This is a genomic window from Cupriavidus cauae (assembly GCF_026210475.1).
Classification (GTDB): Bacteria; Pseudomonadota; Gammaproteobacteria; order Burkholderiales; family Burkholderiaceae; genus Cupriavidus; species Cupriavidus cauae.
In genome coordinates, this window is record NZ_CP080294.1 from 1,057,968 (window position 1) to 1,082,197 (window position 24,230).

The following is a 24,230-nucleotide window of genomic DNA, read 5'->3' on the forward strand; positions in this document are numbered from 1 at the left end:
GATCTCAACGGCCATAGACCGCATCGGCGGTGACACCCACATCGAGGCGGATCAGCGGCAGCGGCGGCGGATCGAGCGTCAGCCGCAACGCCTGGTAGGTGGCCTCGCTGGACAGGCCGTAGGGCGCGGCGTCGTTGTTGTCGAAGGCGTAGTAGACCTCCTGCACGCCGCTGATCACCAGCGCGGCCAGGCACATCGGGCAGGGATGGCCGCTGGCATAGACCGCGCAGCCGCGCAGGTCCGGGCTCTGCAGGCGCCGGCTGGCGGCGCGGATCGCCTCCATCTCGGCATGGCTGGTCGGATCGTGGCTGTGGACGATGCCGTTGACGCCGGTGGCGATCAGCTGGCCTTCACGCGCCAGCACGGCGCCGAAGGGCCGGCCGCCGCGTGCGCGGTTGGCCTGCGCCAGATGCACGGCTTCGCGCAACAGGGATTCGTGGTTGGACATGGGGATGCCTCGCGGAAAAGAGCCTGCGGGTAGAGGACCAGACTGTACGCGCGCGCTTGGCAATTGGGAAATTAAATGATGGAATGCGGGGCAGTGAGAAATCAAATAGCCCGGCAAAGGGCCGCTCAAAGGGCCCGCCAAAGACCTGCGCAAAGGACCTGCAAAAGGACCCGCGCAAAGGACCCCGCAAAGACCGGCCCAATCCCTGCCCGAATCCCTGGACACATAGCCGCCTCGAACGCCACCCCTTGAACGACATCCTCGATCCCCAACTGCTGCGCAGCTTCGTCGCCGTGGCCGACAGCGGCAGCTTCACCCGCGCCGCCGAGCGCGTCCATCTGACCCAGTCCACGGTCAGCCAGCAATTGCGCCGGCTCGAGGAACAGTGCGGCTGCGCGCTGCTCGACCGCGGCGGGCGCTATGTCACGCCGACGCCCGAGGGCGAACGTCTGCTGGGCTATGCACGGCGGATCCTGCAGCTGTCGGGCGAGGCCGTCGCGTTGATCCGCGACAGCGCGGTGCAGGGCGAGATCCGGCTCGGCGTGCCGGAAGACTTCGCCGCGCAGACGCTGACGCCGGTGCTGGCCGATTTCGCCGACGCGTGGCCCGGCGTGCGGCTCGAGGTCACCAGCGGCCTGAGCCACGAGCTATGGCAGGGATTCCAGGAGGGCGACTTCGATCTGGCGCTGATCAAGCAGCGCGAGGGCAGCGCCGCCGGGCTGGCGAGCTGGCCTGAGCCGTTGTGCTGGATCGACAGCCGCCGGCGTCCCGCCTTCGGGCGCGAGCCGGTGCCGCTGGCGGTCTTTCCCGGCGGCGCCCTGTATCGCGGGGAGATGACGCATGCGCTGGAGGCGAGCGGCCGGCGCTGGCGCATCGGCTTCGTCAGCGCGAGTCTCGCCAGCCTCAGTTCGGCGGTGGCCGACGGCCTGGGCATCAGCTTGCTGCCGCGCCGCGTGGTCACGCGCGCGCATCGCGTGCTGGACGAGCCGGCGCTGATCGGCGCCGTGCCGCCGGTCGAGTTGAGCCTGCATGCCAGGCCGGAACCGTCGGCGCCGGCGCGGGACATGGCGGCACGGTTGCAGGCGATGTGCGATGCCATGATGCGGCGCGACCAGCGGCGCGGTCAGCCGCGCGATGCGTAGCCCCACGATTGGCGCGAGCAGCAGCCCGAACAGCAGGGCGAACAGAAGCGCCAACAGCAGCGCCAACAGCAGCGCCAACAGCAGCGCCAACAGCCGCGCCAAAAACAGCGCGATATCTGGCGGGCCGCGTACCCCGATGACCGGCCGGCTCAGCCAGCCGGATCAGCGATCCGTGCGGATCGGCCCGAACTCGACCGGCACCCACGTATAGCCGTTGCCGTCGGCCCGCACGTGCCCGATGCCGGGGAAGGGCAGATGCATGCCGGCGACCCACAGCTTGTTGCGCGCGGCATCGTTGAACAGCCGCTTGCGCGTGCGTACCGCGGCGCGGCTGTCCACGTCGAATTCGATCGCCACGTCCGGCCGGCGGAACTGCACCGCATGGCTGTGCACGATGTCGCCCCACACCAGCAGGCTCTGCGCCTTGCCGTTCTTCTCGGAGCGCAACAGATAGCCGGTATGGCCGGGGGTATGGCCGTAGGCGGCCACCGCGGCGATGCCCGGCACGACCTCGTCGCCGGCCTTGAAGGTGCGGAAGCGCCCGCCCGCCTGATACGGGGCGACCGCATCCCGCGCCATCTTGAAGTAGGGCTGGGCCTCGGCCGGGGCCTTGTCGGCGACGTCCTGCGACAGCCAGTAGTCGGCGTCCATCTGCGACGCATGGACCGTCGCGGTCGGGAACGCCGGCTTGCCGTCGACCGCCAGGCCGCAGGCGTGGTCGCCATGCAGATGGGTCAGCAGCACGGTGTCGATCTGCATCGGGTCGTAGCCGGCGGCGCGAACGTTGTCGACGATCTTGCCCAGCGCGGGGCCGAAGCAGGCGCCGGCGCCGGTGTCGATCAGCACCAGATTCTTGCCGGTGTGGATCAGAAACCCATTGACCGCGGTCTGCACGCCGGGAGTCGACTCCACGAACATGCGCGCCAGCAGGGTTTGCACCTCGCGCGCGCTGGTGTTGCGCAGCAGCTTGGGGTCGACATCGATATAGCCGTCGTACAGTGCGGTGATCTCGAACTCGCCGAGCATCATCCGGTAATAGCCGGGCACCTGATTCTGCTGCTGCGCCGGTACGCCCTGCGCGTGGGCCGGCGTGCCGGCGAGCGCCGCGCACGACAGTGCGGCGGCCAGCGCGAGAGGAAGAACACGACGCGGAAGGGCAAAACGGGACGGGTTCATGCGGCGCTCCATGCGGAAGAACGTTGTTTGGCGCAATGACGGGAACAACAAGCCGGAAATCGGGCTGGCGCTAATGTATCACTCGTCACATTTCCCCGCAGGCCGTCACTCCGCTGGCGGCAGCCGATACGGCACGCTGCCGTGCTCGTTGGTCGCCTCGACCAGGCGGATCAGATACAGCAGGAACCGTTCACGGTCGGCCGGCGGCAGATGGTCGACGGTGCGATCGTGCGCGCGCTGAACCGCCGCCTCCATCTTCCTGACCAGTGTCTTGCCCTTGCGGGTCAGCTTGACGAGCTTGACGCGCCGGTCGGTTTCGCTTTGCCGCCGCTGCAGCAGTCCGCGCGCCTCCAGCCGAGGAATGACTTCGGCCACCGTGGTGCGCTCCAGGCCTACCTCGAGGGCCACGGTGTTCTGGTCGAGTTCGCCGTGCTGGTCCAGTGCCGTCAACAGGCTGTATTGGACGGGCGTGATGCCGAACGCCTCGGTCTCCTCGAGGAACAGCGAGCAGTGGACCTGATGCAGGCGCCGGATCAGGAAGCCGGGGCGCCCCAGCAGCGTGGAGCGGTGCCGGGCGGCGTCGATCTCGGTCTGGATGGCGATGGGTCGTTTGGTCGTCGTCATGCGGTGCGGTGTTCGGAAACGGACGGCATTTCGCCGCCGGCGGTTGGCGCCAGGTCAGGGGGCAGCCGTTCCAGCGTGGCTTCGGTTGCCGCCATTATCGCCGAATAGGTGGTATGCCCCGTATTGCACAGCAACGGGGCATGTTTGCTGCCCGCTGGGCTCGTATACGCCGATTCCCGGTGCGCCGGCACCAGCCTCGCGCATCCGGAATCGACCCGGATAAGTGGCATACCCCGTATTTCGTTGCGTCGACGGAAGACCGCAAAGCCTTGACCGTCAAGGGTTTCCGGCAACGGGGCCAGGGCCTGCGGCATGCACTGGCAAAGTTCTTGCGTTTTGCAGGCAGCGTTTTCACCCCATGAGGCCAGCATGACTGCAAGCAATCGCGACATCGTTCTTCGGCAAGGCCGCGTCATCGATCCGGACGCCGGCATCGACGCGGTGTGCGATGTATGGATCCGCAACGGCTGCATCGCCGCGGTCGGCGACGGCTCGGCGGCCTTGCCTGCCGACGCCGATGCGGCCGAAGTCGTCGACTGCCGCGGCAAGCTGGTGCTGCCCGGCCTGATCGACACGCACGCGCACGTGTACCAGTACGTGACCGGACGCTTCGGGCTGAACGCGGACATGTGCGGCGTGCATTCCGGGGTCACCACGCTGATCGACCAGGGCGGCGCGAGCTGCATGACGCTGCCCGGCTTTCGGCACTACGTTGCCGAGCCGGCAAGCAGCCGCGTCTACGCCTTCCTGTCGGCCTATCTGGTCGGCGGGCTCGAAGGCCATTACTACGCCGAGCTGTATCGGCCCGAATGCGTCGATGTCGATGCCACGGTGAAGGCCGCGCTGGCCAACGCCGACCTGGTGCGCGGCATCAAGGCCCATGCCGAGCTCGGCGGGTTTGCGCGGTGGGGCGTCGAGGTGATGCGTGCGTCCGCCGAGATCGGCCGTCAGGCAGCGCTGCCGGTCTACGTCCACTTCGGCCAGTTGTGGCCGATGCCTGGCCACCCCGAGCATGAGGTCGACCCCGACACGATCCTCGAGCAGGTGGTCGACATGCTCAAGCCCGGCGATGTGCTGGCGCATCCGTTCAGCCGCCATCCCGGCGGCTTCGTCAACCGCGACGGCACCGTGCACCCGCTGGCGCGCGAGGCCACGGCGCGCGGCCTGAAGATCGACGTCGGTCACGGCTCGCACTTCAGCTACCGGATGGCGCGCACCGTGCTGGACGCCGGCATCGTGCCCGATACGCTGGGCGCCGACATGCACGGCTACAACACGCACGTGCCGGCGCCAGCGGGTACGCCAGCGGAACATCCGGACCAGGACCATATGTTCCTCGGCCGCGTCCGCTTCAGCCTGGTGTCGGCGATGACAAGCATGCTGGCGCTCGGTTTGCCACTGGACCATGTGGTGCGCATGGCCACCGTCAATGCGGCACGCATGGCCGGCCTGAAGGACGGCGCCGGCACGCTGCGGGTCGGTGCCGAGGCCAACGTCTCGGTGCTGGAAGACCTGCGTGGCCGCTGGGTCCTCGCCGACAACGAGGGGACCCAGGTGGTGGTCGAGCGGATGCTGGAACCGGTGTTCTGCCTGCGCGCCGGGCAGCGCTTCGATGCGGCCGCGTCCATCCTGCCGATTGCGCAGGTCGCCTAGGGAGATCGCGATGACGACCCCGGCAGCGCACGGCGACCGCAGCAGGAACGGCGGCAACAACGGCGGCAACAACGGCGGCAACATCGGCAGCAAGACCGGCGGCATCGGCGCGCGGCTGCGCCGCAAGGAGGACGACCGTTTCCTGCGCGGCCGCGGCGACTATGTCGCCAACCTGCGCATGGTCGGCATGCGCGATGTCGCCTTCGTGCGCAGTCCGCTGGCGCATGCGCGCATCCGCGGCATCGAGAAGCCCGAAGGGCTGGCCGATGCGGTATTCACGCTGGCCGACCTCGACGGCGTGCGGCCCATCGTCGCCGACTCGGGGCTCGCCGGCTTCAAGTCGTCGGCGCAGCCGGTGCTCGCCGACGGCAAGGTGCGCCAGGTCGGCGAGATGATTGCGATGTGCGTGGCCCCGACCCGCGCCCTGGCCGAAGACATTGCGGCGCAGGTCTTCGTCGACTTCGAGGAGCTGCCGGCGGTGGTCGACATGCTGGCCGCACGCGAAGTCGGCGCGCCGCTCGTGCACGAGCACTGGGGCGACAACGTGTTTCTTTCGACGGCGGTCGGCACGGACGGCGACAACGAGGCCGCGTTGGCCGCGATCCGCGCGAGCGCGCCGATTCACGTCATCCGCACGCTGCGGACCGCGCGCCAGAGCATGGCGCCGATGGAGGGCCGTGGCGTGGTCGCGTGGTGGGACCGGCGCCTGGCCCAGCTGGTGGTGGTCACCGCGGCGCAAATGCCGCATATCAACCGCACGGGTCTGGCGGGCTGTCTGGGCCTGGACGAAGGGCAGGTTCGCGTGATCTCGCCGGACGTCGGCGGCGGCTTCGGCTACAAGGGAATCCTGCTGCCCGAAGAAGTCTGCGTCGCGTGGCTGGCGATGCGGCTCGAGCAGCCGGTGCGCTGGATCGAGGATCGGCGCGAGCAGCTGACGGCCAACGCGAACTGCCGCGAGCACGCCTATCGCATCGAGGCCTGGGCCGAGCGCGATGGCCGCCTGCTGGCGGTCGACTGCGAGGCCACGGTGGATTCTGGCTGCTATTCGTCGTACCCCTTCTCGGCCTGCCTGGAGGCCGCACAGGTCGGCAGCATCCTGCCGGGGCCCTACATGATGGAGCGCTATCGCTGCCGCACCTGGTCGGTGGCGACCAACAAGCCGCCGATCCTGCCATACCGCGGCGTGGCGCGCACCGGCGTCTGCTTCGCGATCGAGAGCGTGATGGACGCGATCGCGGTCGAGGCGGGGCTGGAACCCCATCAGGTGCGGCTGCGCAATCTGGTGCCGCCCGAGCGCATGCCGTTCGACAACATCACCGGCAAGCACTTCGACAGCGGCGACTATCCCGAATGCGTGCGACGCGCCGTGGCAGCCATCGATCTGCCTGGCCTGCGGGCGCGCCAGCAGCGCGGCGAGCCCGACGGGCGCCGCATTGGCGTCGGGTTTGCGGTGTTCTGCGAGCAGGGCGCCCATGGCACCTCGGTCTATCACGGCTGGGGCATTCCGATGGTGCCTGGCCGCGAGCCGGCCGTGGTGCGGCTGACGCCGGACGGCGTGCTGGAGATCCGCGCCGGCGTGCATTCGCACGGGCAAGGTATGGAAACGACGCTGGCCCAGATCGCGCACGAGGTGCTCGGCGTCGACACCGATCAGGTGCGCGTGCTGCTTGGCGATACCGCGATCACGCCGTACTCCACCGGCACCTGGGGCTCGCGCTCGATCGTGATGGCCGGCGGGGCCGTGGGCCAGGCCTGCAAGCAGTTGCGAACACGGCTGCTGCACATCGGCGCCCATCTGCTGGGCCTGCCTGTGCCGGCGGCGCGCTGGGAGGACGGGGCGGTGGTGGGCGGCGGTGGCCGCGTGCCGCTGGCCGAGCTCGCCCACGTCTGGTACCGGCAGCCGCAGAAGTTGCCCGCCGATGTCGATCCTTCGGGGCTGGAGGTCATGACCACCTACCAGGCAACGCGCGATACCGGCACCTTCAGCTATGCGTGCCATGCGGTGGCGGTCGCCGTCGATACCGAACTCGGCAAGGTCGAACTGATCGACTACGCGATCGTCGAGGACGGCGGCGTGCTGATCAATCCGATGGTGGTCGACGGCCAGGTCTACGGCGGGGCGGCGCAGGGCATCGGCACCGCGCTGTACGAGGAGATGCGCTACAGCGAAGACGGCCAGCCGCTGGCATCGACGCTGGCCGACTACCTGCTGCCCGGCGCTACCGAAGTGCCTGCGATCCGCATCCACCATATGGAAACGCCAGCGCCCTACACCGAGTTCGGCCAGAAGGGCATCGGCGAGAGCGGTGCGATCGGCTCGCCCGCGGCGATCGTCAACGCCATCAATGACGCGTTGCGGCCGCTGGGCGCCGAACTGCGCGAGCTGCCGGCAAGCCCGCGGGCGATCCTCGCCGCGCTCGCCAATGCGCGTGCCAGGGATGTCCGCCACCCCGGCCACTTCAGCCCGATGCCGTCGTCGCCTGCGCAGGTGGCGGCATGAAGCCGGCGCCGTTCGACTATCGGCGGCCCGACACCGTCGAAGCGGCGCTCGCCGCGCTCGCCGGCAGCAATGGCGTTGCCAAGGCCGTCGCCGGTGGCCAGTCGCTTGGCCCGATGCTGAACCTGCGGCTGGCACAGCCGGCCGAGCTGATCGATCTGGGCGGCATCGCGGCACTGCGCGAATGCCTCGACGCGGGCACGTCGGTGCAACTGGGCGCCGGCATCACCCATGCGCAGATCGAGGACGGGCGCATTCCCGATCCGAGCCGCGGCCTGATGTCCTTCGTCGCGCGCGGCATCGCTTATCGGGCCGTGCGCAACCGCGGCACACTGGGCGGCAGCCTGGCCCATGCCGACCCGGCGGCCGACTGGATCAACGTGATGGCGCTGCTCGACGCCACCTGCATCGTGATGGGCCCGCGCGGCCAGCGCGAGATCGCGCAGCGCGACTGGATGGTCGGCGCATTCACCACGGCGCTGGCGGATGACGAAGTGCTGCTCGGGGTCCGCATCGCGCGCTTGAGCCCCGGCGCGCGCTGGAGCTACTACAAGGTCAACCGCAAGCCGGGCGAATTCGCCGAGGCGATCTGCGCCTTCGTCGACGACGGCGCACAGGGTAGGCGTCGCGCGGTGATCGGCGCCATCGACGGCGCGCCGTTCGTGATCGCCGACGCCGGCGCGCTGATCGAGCGCTGGGACGAAGCGCTGGCGCACCGCCACCTGTGCGAGGCCGGGCTCGAGCCCGGCACGCTTGAATACCAACTCCACGCGGTGGCGTTGCGGCGCGCCGCCGCGGCGCTGGCTGTCTTTACCGGAGAAGGCGCATGACACTCCCCATGCCTGTCGAACTGTGTGTCAACGGCGAGCGTGTCAGCGCCGCCATCGAGCCCCGCACGCACCTGGCCGACTTCCTGCGCGAACACCTGAACCTGACAGGCACCAATCTCGGCTGCGAGCAGGGCGTCTGCGGCGCCTGCACGTTGCAGGTCGACGGCGTGCCGACGCGTTCGTGCACCGTGCTGGCCGTCAGCTGCACCGGCGCCGAGGTACGCACCATCGAGGACTTCGATGCCGACCCCGTGATGGCGCAACTGCGCGAAGCCTTCAGCGCCGAACACGCGCTGCAATGCGGATATTGCACGCCGGGCATGCTGGCCACTGCGCGTGACATCGTGCTGCGGCTGCCGGATGCCGACGATGCGCGCGTCCGTCACGAGCTTGCCGGCAACCTGTGCCGCTGCACCGGCTATGTCGGCCTGGTGCGGGCGATACGCAGCGTGCTCGATGCCCGCAAGACCGCCGGCGCGGTCAATCGGACCTGACCAGAACCCGCGCGAACCGACACGACACGCTACCGAGGCGACCCACAGGAGGCTGAGCCCCGCATGGAACTCCAACAAACGATCTTGCTGCCGTTCGCGCGCGACGCGGTATGGCGCTGCTTCCGCGATACCGAGGGCGTGATCGCCTGCCTGCCCGGGGCGTCGCTGTCGGCGCCGCCACGAGACGGCCGGTTGCCCCTGACGATGACCGTCAAGCTCGGGCCCATCGTCGCGGTCTTCGCCGGCGACGGCGAGATGCGCCTGGACGATGCCGATTACCGTGGCGCGGTGACAGGCACCGGCGCGGACCGCAAGAGCGGCTCGCGCGTCAAGGGCGAGGCCGCGTTCTCGCTGCATGACCTCGCGGACGCGACCGGCGGGCCCGCCACGCGCGTCGACATCGCGGTGGACTATGCGATCGCCGGCAGCCTGGCGCAGTTCTCGAGAGGCGGCATCGTGCGCGAGCTGGCCGCCCGGCTGACCGAGGCCTTTGCCGCCAACCTGCGCCGCAAGCTCGAAGCCGAGGCCGGACCGGCCGTTACCGTTGCGGCGGCTCCCACGGTAGCCGCCTTCGCCGCGGCCGAGCCGCCTGCCTTTGTCGAGACGGCGCCTGCGCCGTCGAGGCAGGCCCCAGCCAGTGGGCCAGCCAGTGCGCCAGCCAGTGCGCCAGCCAACGCGCCTGCCAACGCGCCGCTCGACCTCAATGCCCTGTTCTGGCCCGCGCTGTGGGCCCGCCTGCGGCAGTGGCTGTCGTTCGGCCGCCGCTGAGTTTGCCGTCCCTTTCCCTGATTCGCTCCGCAAGACCTGTCCCGTGACGAGGTATTCCATGACTCCCAAGCTGATCCGTACCGCGCTGCTGTCCGCGCTCCTGATGGGCGCCACCGCGCTGGCCCAGGCCCAGTCCACCATCCGTATCGGCGCGCCGCTAGCGTTGACCGGAGGCCTGGCCGACGAAGGCAAGAAGCAGCAGGTCGCCTATGACATGTGGCTCAAGCGGGTCAACGCGGCCGGCGGCATCAATGTCGGCGGCACCCGGCGCAAGGTGGAGCTGATCACCTACGATTACCAGTCCGACGAGAAGCGCGCGCAGCAGATGGCCGAGAAGCTGATCACGCAGGACAAGGTCGAATTCCTGACCGCGCCCTTCGGCTCCGGACATACCAAGGTTGTCGCGGGCGTGGCCGAGCGCTATGGCATTCCCGTCATGGCGTCGGCCGCGTCGTCGGAGTCGGTGTTCGACCAGGGCTACAAATACCTGTTCGGCACGCTGGCACCGAACGGCGGCCTGGTCGATTCGATGATCCGCACCTTCACCGCACAGATGCCCACGGTCAAGAAGATCGCGATCCTCGGCCGCGAGGACGTGTTTCCGCGCTCGATGGCCGCGACCATGAAGGCACATGCCGAGAAGGCCGGGCTCAAGGTCGTCCACAACGAATATTTCCCGGTGGGAGCGCTCGACCATTCCGCGTCGCTGTCGCGCATCAAGGCATCGGGCGCCGAGTGGATCTATATCACCGGCTACACCAAGGACCTGATCCTGGTGCGCAAGCAGATGGCCGATCTGGGCACGACCGCGCCGATCATCACGATGATCACCGGTCCGGCCTACCGCGAGTTCATCGATGCGCTGGGCCCGCTCGCCAACAACGTCAGCAGCGCGACCTGGTGGCATCCGTCGTCGCAATACAAGGCGGACGATGTGTTCGGTTCGACCAAGGCGTTCTACGACGAGTTCGTCGCCCGCGAGAAGCACGACCCCGACTATGTGCACGCCTCCGCGGCGGCGGCGCTGATCGCGCTGCAGAAGGCCATCGAGAAGGCGGGCAGCACGCAGGGCGCCAAGGTGCGCGACGCGCTGGCCTCGCTCGATGCGATGACGTTCTACGGCCCGGTCAAGTTCGGCCCCAATGGCATGAATGCCGGGCGCGACCTGCCGATCATCCAGGTCCAGTCGGGCAAGGTGGCGGTGCTGTATCCGCAAGCCGTCAAGCAGGCCGACCTCGTCGCCGTGCGCTGACACGGACCGCCGGAAGCCACCGCCATGAGTCTCTACGCACAAATCGTCGTCAACGGCCTGATGCTGGGCGCGCTGTACGCCTGCATCGCCGTCGGCTTTTCGCTGGTCTGGGGCGTGCTGAACGTGATCAACATGCTGCACGGGTCGTTCATCGTGCTGGGGGGCTATCTGGCCTACTTCGCGTGGCTGCACTGGCAGGTCAGTCCCTTCGTGATGCTGCTGGTGGTATCGGTGGGATTGTTCCTGCTCGGCTTCCTGCTGCAGTACGGGCTGGTCAACCGGGTCGTGTCGCAGCCGGTGCTGACCACGCTGACGCTGACCTTCGGCCTGGACATGATCCTCTACAACCTGATGAACGTGTGGTTCGACGCGACGCCGCGCCGGATTTCGCTGGACCTTGGGCGGCTGGACCTGAACGGCGTGATCGTGCCGAACGACCGGCTGCTGGCGATGCTGCTGGCGCTGGCGATGACCGGCGTGCTCTATCTGGTGCTGCGCAGCTCGCGCATCGGCCGCGCGATCGTCGCGGTGCGGATGGACCGTGATGCCGCCACGCTGATGGGCATTCGCGTGGGCCGCGTCTACGCGATCACGTTCGGCATCGGCGCGCTGATGGCCGGCGCCTGCGGCGTGCTGATGTCGGTGGTGTTCCCGATCACCACCAATATCACCGGGCTGCTGCTCGGCAAGGCCTTCGTGATCTGCGTGATCGGCGGGCTCGGCACGGTGCCGGGCGCGCTGGTCGGCGGCCTCGCACTGGGGCTGATCGAGAGTGTGGCGGGCAACTTCCTGGGGGCGCAGAGCGCGATCCTGGTCGGCTCGCTGCTGATGCTGGTGCTGTTGATGACGCGGCCCACCGGGCTGATCGGCAAGCGAGGGTACCAATGAACGCCAACCGTTCCCGCTTCCCCGCGCGCGGCGCGCATCTGCTGTTCGCCGGCGGCGTGCTGTTGCTGGCCGCGATGCCGTTCCTGGCCGACAACTACTTCGTGCGGCTCGCCACGTTCGTCTGCATGTACGGCGCGCTGGCGCTGTCGTGGAACTTCATCGGCGGCTATGCCGGCTATCCGTCGTTCTCCACCGCGGCCTTTGTCGGCCTGGGCAGCTATGTCGGCGGCCTGCTGCAGAACGCGGGCGTGCCGATGGTGCTCGCCTGGCTGGGCGCGACCGTGTTCGTCAGCCTGTTCGCCGCGCTGCTTGGCGGCGCAATCCTGCGGATGAAGGGCCATTACTTCGCGATCGGGTCGATCACGCTGGTCGAGGTGCTGCGCATGGTCGCCTCGCTGTGGGTCGATGTGACCGGCGGCGGGGACGGGCTCAATATCCGCATCCTCGACGGCGGCCCGGACTTCGCCGGCCGTGTCTTCCTGTACGCGATGCTGGCGGTGATGCTGTGCGCGTGGGCCACCACGCTGGCGGTCGAGCGCTCGCGGCTCGGCTTCGGCCTGCGCTGCATCAGCCAGAACGAGGAGGCCGCCGATATGGTTGGCATCGACACCAACCGCTACAAGACCGCGGCCTACACGCTGTCGGCCGTCTATTGCGGCACCGTCGGCGCCATCTACGCGTCGTGGGTCTCGTATATCGCGCCGACCGACGCGTTCGGCATCCTGCTGACGCTGAAGGTGCCCGTGATGGCGATGCTGGGAGGACTTGGCACAGTGTACGGGCCGCTGGTCGGCGCCACCGCCTTCGTGCTGATGGAGGAAACCATCTGGGCGCGCTTTCTCGACTACCACCAGGCGATCCTCGGCGTGGTGATCGTGCTGCTGATCTTCTTCCTGCCGGGCGGCCTGCTGAAGATCGACTATCGGCGCGGGCTGGCACACATCCGATCGGCCGCCTGGGCGCGCGCCGGCCGCGCCACCGCGACGGAGGTGCGCTGATGGGCAGGCTGCTGGAGGTCCAGGCACTGGACAAGCATTTCGGCGGGTTGCATGCGACCCGCGAGGTCAGCTTCGCGCTGGAGGAAGGCGAGATCGTCGGACTGATCGGACCGAACGGCGCGGGCAAGACCACGCTGGTCAATCTGATCACCGGCGTGGTGCGCGCCGACGGCGGCTCGGTGGTGTTCCGCGGCCGGGACGTGACCGCGCAGCGGCCGTGGCAGGCGGCCCGCAGCGGCCTGGCGCGGACCTTCCAGATCGTGCAGCCGTTTCCGCAGATGACGGTCCTCGAGAACGTCTGCGCCGGCGCGCTGTTCGCGGGCCACGCGGCGAGCCTGGCGCAGGCCGAGCGCGACGCAATGGACCATCTCGAGTTCGTCGGCCTCGCGCATGAGGCGCGGCGCCCGGCCACCGCGCTGACGCTGCCGTCGCGCAAGCGGCTGGAACTGGCCAAAAGCCTGGCGATGCGGCCGCGCCTGCTGCTGCTCGACGAGGTCAATGCGGGGCTGAACACCGCCGAGATCGACCAGGCGCTGGCGCTGATGCGCGCGATCGCGGCGCGCGGCGTGACCATCCTGCTGATCGAACATCTGATGAAGGTCGTGATGTCCCTGAGCCAGCGGATCCTGGTGCTGCATCAGGGCGAGCTGATCGCGCAGGGCGAGCCGCAGGCCGTCATCCGCGACGCGCGCGTGGTGGAGGCCTATCTGGGCAGCAAGTTTGCCGCGCGCCAGGCGGCGCATGGCGTAGCCGCGACGCCGGCGGCGGACACCACCACGGAGGTCCACCGATGAACGTCCAAACCAGCGCCGCCATGGGCGCTCGCACCAGTGCCGCGCCCGCCGGCGCCGCCGCGCCCCTCAACACGCCGCTGCTGGAGATTGCCGGGCTGCACGCCGGCTACGGCGACGTGCAGGTGCTGTGGGGCATCGACCTGCAGGTGCCGGCAGGCGAGATCACCTGCATCGTCGGCTCCAACGGCGCCGGCAAGTCCACGCTGCTGCGGACGATCTCCGGCATGGTCAAGCCCTCGGGCGGGCGACTCGCGTTTGCCGGCAAGGACATGACCGGCGCCAGTCCCGACGCGATGCTGCGCGCCGGCGTCGCGCATGTGCCCGAAGGGCGGCGGCTGTTCCGCGGCCTGTCGATACGCGACAACCTGCTGCTTGGCGCGTATCTGCGCAGCGACAGCCGCGCCGACATCGAGGCAGACCTCGACTTCGTCTTCACCATGTTTCCGATCCTGAAGACGCGCCAGAAGCAGGATGCCACCACGCTCTCCGGCGGCGAGCAGCAGATGTGCGCGATCGGCCGGGGCATCATGTCGCGCCCGCAGCTGCTGATGATCGACGAGCTGTCGCTGGGGCTGGCCCCGCGTGCGGTCGAGAACCTGGGCGAGGCGCTGCTGCAGATCAACCGCGCGGGGCTGACCATCCTGCTGGTCGAGCAGGATGTGCTGACGGCGTTCGAGCTGGCCCGCCATGCAAACGTGGTCGAGACCGGACGCATCTCGCTTGCAGGCGACACGCGCGTGCTGGCCGACGATCCCCGTGTGCGCCAGGCCTATATGGGGATGTGAGGCGGCATGAGAATGGCAATGGACGCGATCGATGCCAATCAAGCGGACCGCCGCGCCGCCAATGCGCGCGTGCTGGCGCGGCTCGTCTCGGTACAACCCGCGTGGACGGCCGTAAGACCCGCGCGCGAGGCGCTCGGTCTGGAGCACCACACCCTGCTGCACGCCGGCCCGCCGCTGACGGACCCGTGCCGGCCGCCGGGACCGCTGCTCGCTTCGGCCGTGCTGTGCTGCCTGCACGAGGGCTGGGCGAGCGATGCGATGGCGGCCGAGCGCGCGATTGCATCCGGGCGCATTGCGTTGCGGCCGGCGCAGGACTTCGGCGCCGTCACGCCGCTGGCCGCGTTGATTTCGCCTTCCTCGGCGCTGGTGGAGGTCACCGACGTCGCGGCTCCAGCCGCGTACTGCCCGCGTGCCCGGGCGTGGTCGCTGCTGGGCAGCGGCGCGGGGCCGCAGTTGCGCTTCGGCAGCCGGGATCCCGCGATCCTGCCCAGGCTGGCGTGGCGCGATGGCCCGCTGGCGCGCCGGCTGAGCGCCGTGCTAGCCGCCGGGCCGCTGCCCCTGCTGCCGCTGGCGGCGGCGGGACTGGCCGGTGGCGACGATCTGCATGCGCGTACCGTCGTGGCCAACGCGGCCCTGTGCGAGCGGCTGATCCCGGCGCTGGACACCCTTCCCGACGTGGCGGCCGACGCCACCGGCGAAGCAGACGCGTACGCGGTGGCGCAGATGCTGCGCCAGACGCCGCTGTTTTTTCTGACGCTCTGGATGGCGGCCTGCCACCTGATGCTCGAACGCGCCGCCGATGGCGGCCGCGACGCGGCGTCGACCCTCGTCGTGGCGCTGGCCGGCAATGGGCAGCAGGCTGGCATCCGGCTGGCCGGCCAGCCGCATCGATGGCATACCGCGGCTGCCGCCGCACCGGTCGGGCCGCCGCTGAACGCATCGGCGGCCGCGGCCACCGCCTCGCCGGTAATCGGCGACAGCGGGGTCATCGATGTGTTGGGCTGTGGCGGGCAGGCATTGACCGGAGCGCCGGAGATCGCCACCGTGCTGGCGCCATGGTTGCCGGCCGACTGGCGCAAGCGGTCCGGAATCCTGCTGGCGGGCCGGCATCCGGGCCTGGCGCCGCAAGGGCTGGCCGTGGGCCTCGATGCCGCACGCGTCGCCGCGGGTTGCGAGCCGCTGACCGCGATCGCCATGATCGATGCCGCCGGGGAACGGGGCCTGCTCGGCCGCGGGCTGTACGTGCCGCCCGCGACCCTGTTCGCGCAGGCCGCGCGGGACATCGCGGCAGCGGCCGGCGAGGCCTGACGCCGCCGGGCCATTGCGGGCGCCGATTTCGCCAGGCAGCGCCAGGTTCGTCCCTGCGCTTGCCGCCACTGTGCCGTCCCCCTATAGTCGGGCCAATGTCCTTCAACTCGGGAAACGGCATGACCACCAGCGATTCCGCTCCGAAACGGCAAGCAGCCGGCGCCTCGACGCCCGTCGTGGCCGACGCGCGCGGCCACGTCGTCGAGCAACCGGTGTCGGAGCGCATCCGCGCCCGGCTTCTCGCCGCGCGCCAGCGCTTCCACGCCAACGACAATATCTCGCGCTTCATCGAGCCGGGCGAGCTCGACCAGCTGTCCAAGGAGGTCGAGAACCGGCTGGCCGACGTGCTGCGCAGCCTGGTGATCGATATCGACAACGATCACAACACGCAGGAGACCGCGCGCCGCGTCGCCAAGATGTACCTGAAGGAAATTTTCGCCGGCCGCTATGTGCATGCGCCGAGCGTGACGGAATTTCCCAATGTCGAGCAGCTCAGCGAGCTGATGATCGTCGGTCCGATCCGCGTGCGCAGCGCGTGTTCGCACCACCTGTGTCCGATCATCGGCAAGCTATGGGTGGGCGTCATGCCGAACCAGCACTCGAACCTGATCGGCCTGTCCAAATATGCGAGGCTGGCCGAATGGATCATGTGCCGGCCGCAGATCCAGGAAGAAGCAGTCAGCCAGATGGCGGACCTGCTGCAGCAGAAGATGAATCCGGACGGCCTGGCCATCGTGATGGAGGCCGAGCACTTCTGCATGCACTGGCGCGGCGTGCGCGATACCGACGCCAAGATGACCAACAGCGTGATGCGCGGCTCCTTCCTGAAGAACGACAGCCTGCGGCGCGAATTCCTGACCCTGCTCAATCTGAACCGCGGCTGAAGGAGGCCATCATGCTAGTTCGTCTGCTTTACGCGAGCCGCGCCCGCCAGCCCGCCGACGAGGATCTGGTCGATACCATCGTCGCCACCAGCATCGAGCGCAATCCGCCGCAAGGCATCACCGGGGTGCTGTGCTACGGCAACGGTGTGTTCCTGCAGGCCCTGGAGGGCGCCCGCGCCGAGGTGTCGGCGCTCTATCACCGGATCGCACAGGACCCGCGGCACGAGGACGTGGTGCTGCTGCACTACGAGGAAATCGCCGAGCGGGAATTTGCCGGCTGGGCGATGGGGCTGGTCGATACCTGCCGCATCAATACCGCCACGCTGCTGAAGTATTTCCCGCGGGCGGAGTTCGATCCGTACCGCACCAGCGGGCGCGCCTCGCTGGCGCTGCTGAGCGAATTGATCGCGGGCAACGCGGTGGTGGCGCGCAGCGCGGAGCGGCCGCGTTATTGAACGGTCGCCGTTGAGGGACCGCAGCTCGTCGGGGGATTGTTGACTACCGAGGGATCGCTGGCCATCGCGTGGCCGCTGACCACCGAGGGATCGCAGGCCTTCGACGGCGAGCGCCGGTGAGTCAGGCCACCCGCGAAAGCAGGGTGGCCTGCAAGGGCCGATCAAGGGCCGATCAAGGGCCGATCAAGGGCCGAATCGCCCGTCAGTCCTTGCCGAGCTCGTGGCCGATATAGCCGCCGACCGCCGCGCCGCCGATGGTGCCCCACGGGCTGCCGTCACTGACTTCGTGGCCGATCGCGCCGCCGGCGACAGCGCCGCCCAACGTACAGCCCTGCATCGAGATGGTCATCGCGCCCGCCGCAACGAGCGTCGCTATCAGCTTCCACATGATGATCTCCTGAGCGGCGTGGTTGCCGCCTGATGCGTCCAGCTTAGGCCCGGGCGGACCGGCGTCGATTCGGCCCCGGACTGAATTGCCTGTAGGAAAGGGACGACACCCCGGGCGGCGGACATGTCACAGCCTTCGCCCTGCTCGTCCCCTGCCTGTGCTTCGCTTGTGCGCCGCCGCATGCCGTGCCGGCATGCCAGCCATGCGCAAGCCGCGCTTGAGCGGCACCGGGCCGCGCGCCATCATCGTGACGTCGCAGCCCACGAGGAGACACGATGTCCGCCGTGCCCACGCCCACCCTGGAGTTCTGGTTCGAGTTCGGCAGCAACTACAGCTACCTGAGCGCGATGCGGATCGAGGCGCTGGCCGCCCGGCACGGCGTCGCGCTGGCATGGAGGCCCTTCCTGCTCGGCCCGGTGTTCGCCGCACACGGCTGGGAAGGCTCGCCCTTCGTGGTGCAGCGCGCCAAGGGCGCCTACGCGATGATCGACACTGCGCGCCAGTGCGCCAAATACGGCCTGCCGTGGCGGCAGCCGAGCCAGTTTCCGCGCCGCGCGCTGCTGCCGATGCGCGTGGCACTGCTCGGCGCCGAGGAGCCCTGGATCGGCGCCTATTGCCGCCGCATCATGCGGATCAATTTCGCCGAGGACCGCGATATCGACAACCCCGAGGCGGTCGGCGAGGCCCTGGCCGAACTGGGCCTGCCGGCTGACGCGCTGCTGTCCGCCGCGGTGCTGCGGCAGAACAAGGAGGCGCTGCGCGCGCAGACCGAACGGGCGCTGCACCGCGGCATCTTCGGCGCGCCGACCTTCTTCGTCGGCGAGCAGATGTTCTGGGGCAACGACCGGCTGGAAGACGCGCTGGCGCTGGCCATCGGGCAGGCCGCGAATGCCTGAGCGCGCGGGGCGGGCCGGGCTGGGCACGGGGGGCACGCGTGCTACCATCGTCGCCCCATGCCGACCAATATCGAAATCAAGGCCCGCGTCGACGACCGCGACGCCCTGGCGCCCCTCGCGGCCGAACTGGCCGATCACGGTCCCGAGCTGCTGCAACAGGACGACACCTTCTTCCATTGCGGCAACGGCCGCCTCAAGCTGCGCGCGTTTCCCTCGGGACGGGGCGAGCTGATTTTCTATCGCCGCGCCGACGACAGCGGTCCCAAGCCCAGCCACTACCAGATCGTGCCGACCGCCGAGCCGGACCAGCTGCGCGCCGCGCTGTCGGCCGCCTACGGTGAGGCCGGGCGCGTGCGCAAGGCCCGCATCCTCTACCTGATCGGCCGCACCCGCGTGCATCTGGACCGCGTCGAGGGACTGGGGGACTTCCTCGAACTGGAGGTGGTGCTGCGCGACGGCGAAGCGCCCGAGCACGGCGTGGCCGAGGCGCACGCGCTGCTGGGCAAGCTGGGCATCGACGCCAGCCGGCTGGTGCCGACCGCCTATGTCGATCTGCTGCGCGCAAGGGGCTGATCCCGCCCGGCTTTTCGCAGAGGGCTTGATTGCCGCGCCGCTTTCCTGCCCTTCCTCGCCGACTGCGTCGTTGCCTGCCTTGTTCGCCGATCTCCCGCGCCGCACCGCCTCCCCGCCGGTGCCATTCCCGTGAACACCCTGATTTCCACCCGCTTTGATGTAGTACATACTGAACGTCCATTCGGTAAACACTACATCAATGGCGGGGCCCGGAAGCACCACGCCGCGCCGCGGCCGGACGTATCCGCCGCGGAACGAGCGCGAAGCCGCTTGCCGTGGCATGCTTGCACGGTTCGGCGTGGGCAGCCGCTGGCCCGTTCCTTGCGTCAAACCGGCCGCTGCGATTTATGTAGTGAATCCTGAATGAAAACAGTGCGCGGCGCACTGCCCGGGCGGGGCGCCACGCACCAGCGCTGTGCCGTCCCTGTGCCGGGCCTGCGCCGGCGCGCCTTGCCGTTCCACCGTCCATCTCCGCCAACCGGCGACTCGCTTCAGCAAAGGAAGAACGATGCACAACCGAATCCGCCCCCAACGACGACTGCGCCGCGCCACCGCTGCCATGGCAGTCACCGTGTCGGCGCTGCTCGGCAGCGCCGCGGCGCTGGCGCAGAACACCATCAAGATCGGCGAGATCAACAGCTACAAGGCGCAGCCGGCGTTCCTCGAGCCGTACAAGCGCGGCTGGGAAATGGCGGTGGACGAGGTCAATGCGGCGGGCGGGGTGCTCGGCAAGAAGCTGGAGGTGGTATCGCGCGACGATAACGGCAATCCCGGCGACTCGGTGCGGGTGGCCGAGGAACTGGTGGCGCGCGAGCGCGTGGCGCTGCTGTTCGGCGGCTTCCTGTCCAACACCGGATTGGCGCTGACCGACTACGCCAAGCAGCGGCGCGTGTTCTTCCTCGCCGCCGAGCCGCTGACCGACAAGATCGTCTGGCAGAACGGCAACCAGTACACCTACCGGCTGCGCCCGTCGACCTATATGCAGGTCGCGATGCTGGTGCCCGAGGCGGCCAAGCTGAAGAAGAAGCGCTGGGCCATCGTCTATCCGAATTACGAGTACGGCCAGTCGGCGGTCGCGACCTTCAAGAAGCTGCTGAAGCAGGCGCAGCCCGATGTCGAGTTCGTTGCCGAGCAGGCGCCGCCGCTGGGCAAGGTCGACGCCGGCTCGGTAGTGCAGGCGCTGGCGGACGCCAAGCCCGATGCGATCTTCAACGTGCTGTTCGCCGCCGACCTCGGCAAGTTCGTGCGCGAGGGCAATACGCGCGGCCTGTTCGAGGGGCGCGAGGTCGTGTCGCTGCTGACCGGCGAGCCCGAATACCTCGATCCGCTGCGCGGCGAGGCGCCGAAGAACTGGGTGGTCACCGGCTACCCGTGGTACGCGATCGATACGCCCGAGAACAAGAAGTTCGTCGAGGCCTACCGCAAGAAGTTCAACGACACGCCGCGCGTCGGCTCGGTGGTCGGCTACGCCGCGGTCAAGTCGATCGCGGCCGGGCTGCAGAAGGCCGGCACCACCGACAGCGACAAGCTGGCCGCCGCGTTCTCCGGCCTGCGCGTCGACACGCCGATGGGGCAGATCGTCTACCGTCCGCAGGACCATCAATCGACGATGGGCGCCTACGTCGGCCGCACCGGCGTGCGCGACGGCAAGGGCGTGATGACCTCGTTCGTCTATGTGGACGGCGCCAAGGTCCAGCCGAGCGACGCCGAAGTGAAGGCGATGCGGCCGGCGCAATAACGGCGATGCAACCACGCCGACGCAATCGGGCCGATGCAACAGGCCGGTGCAAATAAGGCCAATGCAGTAAGGCCAATGCAATAAGGCCGGCGCGTCCCGGCTGGAGTCGACACATGACACTGACAAGCTTGCTGGTCCAGCTGCTGAACGGCCTGGCCGAAGCCTCGACGATGTTCCTGGTGGCCGCCGGGCTGTCGCTGATCTTCGGCGTCACGCGCATCGTCAATTTCGCGCACGGCTCGTTCTTCATGCTGGGCATCTATCTGTCGTACACGGTGGTCAGCCGCATCGGCGAAACCGCCGCCGGTTTCTGGGGCGGCGTGCTGGTGTCGGCGCTGCTGGTCGCCGCGATCGGCGCGCTGGTCGAATGCGTGATCCTGCGGCGCATCTATCAGGCGCCGGAGCTGTTCCAGCTGCTGGCGACCTTCGCGCTGGTGCTGGTGATCAAGGATGCGGCGCTGTTCGTCTGGGGACCGGAAGACCTGTTCGGCCCGCGCGCCCCGGGCCTGAGCGGCGCGGTGGAGATACTGGGCCAGCGCTTCCCGCAATACGACCTGGTGCTGATCGCGATCGGCCCGCTGGTGCTCGGCCTGCTGTGGCTGCTGCTGACGCGCACGCGCTGGGGCACGCTGCTGCGCGCGGCGACGCAGGATCGCGAGATGGTCGGCGCCCTCGGCATCAATCAGGCCTGGCTGTTCACCGGCGTGTTCGCGCTGGGCTGCTTCCTTGCCGGACTGGCCGGCGCGCTGCAGGGTCCGCGTGTCCCGGCCAACCTGGCACTGGATCTGGAGACGATCGGCAACGCCTTCGTCGTCGTCGTGGTCGGCGGCATGGGCTCGATTCCCGGTGCCTTCCTCGCGGCGCTGCTGATCGCCGAGATCAAGGCGCTGTGCATCGCGCTCGGCACGGTGTCGTTTGGCGGCGTCGAGATCGCGCTGACCAAGATGACACTGGTGGTCGAGTTCCTGGTGATGGCGGTGATCCTGGTGGTGCGGCCATGGGGACTGCTGGGCAAGCCGCAGGCGCCGTCGCGCAATGGCGCCGAGCTGGAGGCGCCGATGCGCGCGCCCGGCAAGGCGGTCAAGCTCGCCGGCGCGCTGACCGTCGCGGCGCTGCTGCTGGTGCCGGTGCTGGCGCAGGCCTATCCGTACCTGACCGTGCTGCTGGTCGAGATCCTGATCGCTGTGCTGTTCGCCGCCAGCCTGCACTTCATCATGGGGCCGGGCGGCCTGCATTCGTTCGGCCATGCCGCCTACTTTGGCCTCGGCGCGTATGCCGCCGCGCTGCTGCTGACCAAATGGCAGCTGCCGATGGAGGCCACGCTGCTGCTGGGGCCGCTGGTCGCCTGCATTGGCGCGGTGGTGTTCGGCTGGTTCTGCGTGCGGCTGTCGGGCACCTATCTGGCGATGCTGACGCTGGCCTTCGCGCAGATCGTCTGGTCCGTCATCTATCAATGGGACGGCTTTACCGGCGGCAGCAACGGGCTGCTGGGCGTGTGGCCAGCCGGCTGGCTGTCGTCACCGACCGCGTTCTACTACCTGACCATGGGGCTGTGCTGCCTGTGCGTGCTGGCGCTGCGGCGCGTGCTGTTCGCCCCGTTCGGCTACGCGATGCGGGCCGGCCGCGACTCGGCGCTGCGTGCCGAGGCGATCGGCATCGACGTCAAGCGCGTGCAGTGGGTGGCGTTCGCCATCGCGGGCCTGTTCTGCGGCATGGCGGGCGTGCTGTTCGCCTACTCGAAGGGCAGCATCTCGCCGGAGGCGATCAGCGTCGGCCGCTCGGTCGACGGCCTGGTGATGGTGCTGCTTGGCGGCGTGCAGACGCTGGCGGGGCCGCTGGTCGGCGCGTCGGTGTTCACCTGGCTGCAGGACACCATCGCGCGCGAAACCGATTACTGGCGCGCGCTGCTGGGCGCGACCATGCTGCTGCTGGTGATCCTGTTCCCGGCGGGCATCGTCGGTTCGCTGCGCAAGCGCTTCGGGCGCGAGACGGACCCGGCCGTAGCCGAGCCGGCGGCCGGCGGTGCGGGGGTGGCCGGCGCGTCCTCCTCGTCCTGGCAATCCCCCTCGCTGAAGGAGCCGGCATGACGCTGCTGCAAGTCAGACATCTGGGCAAGGCGTTCGGCGGCGTCAAGGCGGTCAGCGACGTGTCGTTCGACCTGCCCGCCGGCCAGCTGCTGGCGCTGCTCGGCCCGAACGGCGCCGGCAAATCGACCTGCTTCAACATGCTGAACGGCCAGCTGAAGCCGGACCAGGGCTCGATCCGCTTCGACGGGCACGAGATCGCCGGCATGCGGCCGCGCGACATCTGGCGGCTCGGCGTCGGCCGGACCTTCCAGATCGCCGCGACCTTCGGCTCGATGACGGTGGTCGAGAACGTGCAGATGGCGATCCTGTCGCGCGAGCGCAAGCTGTTCCAGCTGTGGCGCCCGGTGCGCGAGCACCATCGGGAGGAGGCGATGGCGCTGCTCGAGCAGGTCGGCATGGCGAGCCAGGCCGAGCGCGCCTGCGGCGTGCTGGCCTACGGCGACGTCAAGCGCGTCGAGCTCGCGATCGCGCTGGCCAACCGGCCCCGGCTGCTGCTGATGGATGAGCCGACCGCCGGCATGGCGCCGGAGGAACGCCGCGCGCTGATGGCGCTGACCAGGCAGCTGGTCGTGCGGCACCAGTTGTCGGTGCTGTTTACCGAGCACAGCATGGACGTCGTGTTCGCCTATGCGGACCGGATGATCGTGCTGGCGCGCGGGCAGCTGATCGCCGAGGGCGATGGCGAGGCGATCCGCAACGATCCGAAGGTGCGCGAGGTGTATTTCGGCACCGGCAAGACCTTCGAAAGCCAGGCGGGACAGCGCCGCCCGGCACAGACGCAGGAGGGCTCGGCATGAACGCCGACATGCTGTTGGAAGTCAGCGGCCTGAACGCCTTCTATGGCCGCGCGCACATCCTGTTCGATGTCGGCCTCGAAGTGCGGCGGGGCGAGGTGGTCGCGCTGATGGGCCGCAACGGCGCCGGCAAGTCGACCACGATGAAGGCGCTGATGGGGCTGCTCGACCGCGCGCACGGCAGCATCCGCTTCCGCGGCCGCGACCTGGCGCGTGCCAAGCCGTACCAGATCAGCCGCATGGGCATGGGCTTCGTGCCCGAGGACCGGCGCATCTTCACCGACCTGACGGTGATGGAGAACCTCGAGATCGGCAAGCAGCCGCCGCGCCCCGATGCGGTCGAATGGACGCCGCAGAAGCTGTTCTCGCTGTTTCCCAATCTCGGCGAGATGCCGCACCGTCCGGGCGGCCAGATGAGCGGCGGCGAGCAGCAGATGCTGACGGTGTCGCGCACGCTGATGGGCAATCCCTATCTGGTGCTGCTCGACGAGCCGTCCGAGGGCGTGGCGCCGGTGATCGTCGAGCAGATGGCCAACATGATCCTGGCGCTCAAGCGCGAGGGCATGTCGATCCTGCTGTCGGAGCAGAACCTGCATTTCGCCGAACTGGTCAGCGATCGCGCCTATGTGCTGGAGAACGGCCACATCCGCTATCACGGCACCATGGCGGAACTGGCGGCCAACGACGCGGTGCGGCGCGACTACCTGGCGGTGTAGGGAGCGAGTCGACAGGCGCGCTGGCAAGCGCGCCGGGAAGCG

At 69.0% G+C, this 24,230-nt stretch carries 25 protein-coding genes; 20 read left to right on the forward strand and 5 right to left on the reverse strand.

The features are described from left to right. Positions 1–4: 4 nt before the first annotated feature. Positions 5–448, reverse strand: coding sequence for a nucleoside deaminase (locus KZ686_RS20070; protein ID WP_150084724.1), 444 nt, complete (start codon positions 446–448; stop codon positions 5–7). 257 nt (positions 449–705) lie between these two features. Between KZ686_RS20070 and KZ686_RS20075 the strand changes: the two genes are divergently transcribed. Continuing rightward, positions 706–1,590 carry a LysR family transcriptional regulator gene (locus tag KZ686_RS20075; RefSeq protein ID WP_407648616.1) on the forward strand — a complete coding sequence of 295 codons (885 nt, stop codon included), beginning with the start codon at positions 706–708 and terminating at the stop codon, positions 1,588–1,590. A 162-nt stretch (positions 1,591–1,752) separates the two neighbouring features. Here the strand turns inward: KZ686_RS20075 and KZ686_RS20080 are convergent, their stop codons facing one another. The 3 genes from KZ686_RS20080 to KZ686_RS20090 all read right to left on the reverse strand — a co-directional run bounded on the left by KZ686_RS20080 (position 1,753) and on the right by KZ686_RS20090 (position 3,782). After that, complete coding sequence (locus KZ686_RS20080; protein ID WP_226106888.1) at positions 1,753–2,766, reverse strand: MBL fold metallo-hydrolase; 1,014 nt, start codon at positions 2,764–2,766, stop codon at positions 1,753–1,755. A 105-nt stretch (positions 2,767–2,871) separates the two neighbouring features. Beyond that, positions 2,872–3,390: a MarR family winged helix-turn-helix transcriptional regulator gene (locus KZ686_RS20085; RefSeq protein WP_265635190.1), complete on the reverse strand. Its 519-nt coding sequence runs from the start codon at positions 3,388–3,390 to the stop codon at positions 2,872–2,874. Beyond that, entirely contained in the window at positions 3,387–3,782 is a 396-nt protein-coding gene (locus KZ686_RS20090) for a hypothetical protein (protein ID WP_265635192.1), read from the reverse strand. The genes KZ686_RS20085 and KZ686_RS20090 overlap by 4 nt, the downstream gene beginning before the upstream one ends. On the opposite strand from KZ686_RS20090, the gene KZ686_RS20095 reads away from it, so the two are divergent. From KZ686_RS20095 to KZ686_RS20155, 13 genes are all read left to right on the forward strand, one after another. After that, positions 3,760–5,043 (forward strand): amidohydrolase/deacetylase family metallohydrolase, encoded by a 1,284-nt coding sequence (locus tag KZ686_RS20095; RefSeq protein ID WP_265635194.1) that lies wholly within the window; start codon positions 3,760–3,762, stop codon positions 5,041–5,043. The genes KZ686_RS20090 and KZ686_RS20095 overlap by 23 nt on opposite strands. A 10-nt stretch (positions 5,044–5,053) precedes the next feature. After that, on the forward strand, positions 5,054–7,543 hold the full coding sequence (locus tag KZ686_RS20100) for a xanthine dehydrogenase family protein molybdopterin-binding subunit (protein WP_265635196.1): 2,490 nt from the start codon (positions 5,054–5,056) through the stop codon (positions 7,541–7,543). Next, positions 7,540–8,370: an FAD binding domain-containing protein gene (locus KZ686_RS20105; protein WP_226106879.1), complete on the forward strand. Its 831-nt coding sequence runs from the start codon at positions 7,540–7,542 to the stop codon at positions 8,368–8,370. The genes KZ686_RS20100 and KZ686_RS20105 overlap by 4 nt, the downstream gene beginning before the upstream one ends. Next, the gene (locus KZ686_RS20110) at positions 8,367–8,864 is read left to right on the forward strand and encodes a (2Fe-2S)-binding protein (protein ID WP_150084730.1); all 498 of its coding nucleotides are present in this window, start codon (positions 8,367–8,369) and stop codon (positions 8,862–8,864) included. Before KZ686_RS20105 ends, KZ686_RS20110 begins: the two co-directional genes overlap by 4 nt. A 63-nt stretch (positions 8,865–8,927) precedes the next feature. Further along, positions 8,928–9,632 carry an SRPBCC family protein gene (locus tag KZ686_RS20115; RefSeq protein ID WP_265635199.1) on the forward strand — a complete coding sequence of 235 codons (705 nt, stop codon included), beginning with the start codon at positions 8,928–8,930 and terminating at the stop codon, positions 9,630–9,632. 58 nt (positions 9,633–9,690) lie between these two features. Further along, on the forward strand, positions 9,691–10,884 hold the full coding sequence (locus tag KZ686_RS20120; protein WP_150084732.1) for an amino acid ABC transporter substrate-binding protein: 1,194 nt from the start codon (positions 9,691–9,693) through the stop codon (positions 10,882–10,884). Positions 10,885–10,908: 24 nt separating this feature from the next. Continuing rightward, positions 10,909–11,772: a branched-chain amino acid ABC transporter permease gene (locus KZ686_RS20125; protein WP_150084733.1), complete on the forward strand. Its 864-nt coding sequence runs from the start codon at positions 10,909–10,911 to the stop codon at positions 11,770–11,772. Continuing rightward, the gene (locus KZ686_RS20130) at positions 11,769–12,770 is read left to right on the forward strand and encodes a branched-chain amino acid ABC transporter permease (RefSeq protein ID WP_226106875.1); all 1,002 of its coding nucleotides are present in this window, start codon (positions 11,769–11,771) and stop codon (positions 12,768–12,770) included. Before KZ686_RS20125 ends, KZ686_RS20130 begins: the two co-directional genes overlap by 4 nt. Further along, entirely contained in the window at positions 12,770–13,564 is a 795-nt protein-coding gene (locus tag KZ686_RS20135) for an ABC transporter ATP-binding protein (RefSeq protein WP_226106873.1), read from the forward strand. Before KZ686_RS20130 ends, KZ686_RS20135 begins: the two co-directional genes overlap by 1 nt. Further along, entirely contained in the window at positions 13,561–14,349 is a 789-nt protein-coding gene (locus KZ686_RS20140; protein ID WP_226106872.1) for an ABC transporter ATP-binding protein, read from the forward strand. Before KZ686_RS20135 ends, KZ686_RS20140 begins: the two co-directional genes overlap by 4 nt. Positions 14,350–14,367: 18 nt before the next feature. Beyond that, positions 14,368–15,657: an oxamate carbamoyltransferase subunit AllG family protein gene (locus KZ686_RS20145; protein ID WP_265635203.1), complete on the forward strand. Its 1,290-nt coding sequence runs from the start codon at positions 14,368–14,370 to the stop codon at positions 15,655–15,657. 119 nt (positions 15,658–15,776) lie between these two features. Next, a complete protein-coding gene (gene folE, locus KZ686_RS20150) occupies positions 15,777–16,541 on the forward strand; it encodes a GTP cyclohydrolase I (RefSeq protein ID WP_150084737.1) in 765 nt (254 codons plus the stop codon). 11 nt (positions 16,542–16,552) lie between these two features. After that, a complete protein-coding gene (locus KZ686_RS20155) occupies positions 16,553–16,996 on the forward strand; it encodes a BLUF domain-containing protein (RefSeq protein WP_265635206.1) in 444 nt (147 codons plus the stop codon). Positions 16,997–17,198: 202 nt separating this feature from the next. Here the strand turns inward: KZ686_RS20155 and KZ686_RS20160 are convergent, their stop codons facing one another. Further along, the gene (locus KZ686_RS20160; RefSeq protein WP_053823305.1) at positions 17,199–17,384 is read right to left on the reverse strand and encodes a glycine zipper 2TM domain-containing protein; all 186 of its coding nucleotides are present in this window, start codon (positions 17,382–17,384) and stop codon (positions 17,199–17,201) included. Positions 17,385–17,659: 275 nt separating this feature from the next. Between KZ686_RS20160 and KZ686_RS20165 the strand changes: the two genes are divergently transcribed. From KZ686_RS20165 to KZ686_RS20190, 6 genes are all read left to right on the forward strand, one after another. Further along, complete coding sequence (locus KZ686_RS20165; RefSeq protein WP_265635208.1) at positions 17,660–18,280, forward strand: 2-hydroxychromene-2-carboxylate isomerase; 621 nt, start codon at positions 17,660–17,662, stop codon at positions 18,278–18,280. Positions 18,281–18,337: 57 nt separating this feature from the next. Next, the gene (locus KZ686_RS20170) at positions 18,338–18,853 is read left to right on the forward strand and encodes a class IV adenylate cyclase (protein WP_150084739.1); all 516 of its coding nucleotides are present in this window, start codon (positions 18,338–18,340) and stop codon (positions 18,851–18,853) included. Between the two features lie 559 nt (positions 18,854–19,412). Next, positions 19,413–20,591, forward strand: coding sequence for an ABC transporter substrate-binding protein (locus KZ686_RS20175; RefSeq protein ID WP_223819856.1), 1,179 nt, complete (start codon positions 19,413–19,415; stop codon positions 20,589–20,591). A gap of 113 nt (positions 20,592–20,704) precedes the next feature. Continuing rightward, on the forward strand, positions 20,705–22,678 hold the full coding sequence (locus tag KZ686_RS20180; protein ID WP_226106867.1) for an ABC transporter permease: 1,974 nt from the start codon (positions 20,705–20,707) through the stop codon (positions 22,676–22,678). Then, positions 22,675–23,475, forward strand: coding sequence for an ABC transporter ATP-binding protein (locus tag KZ686_RS20185; RefSeq protein WP_149318544.1), 801 nt, complete (start codon positions 22,675–22,677; stop codon positions 23,473–23,475). The genes KZ686_RS20180 and KZ686_RS20185 overlap by 4 nt, the downstream gene beginning before the upstream one ends. Then, entirely contained in the window at positions 23,472–24,188 is a 717-nt protein-coding gene (locus KZ686_RS20190) for an ABC transporter ATP-binding protein (RefSeq protein ID WP_149318543.1), read from the forward strand. The genes KZ686_RS20185 and KZ686_RS20190 overlap by 4 nt, the downstream gene beginning before the upstream one ends. Positions 24,189–24,230: the final 42 nt, after the last annotated feature.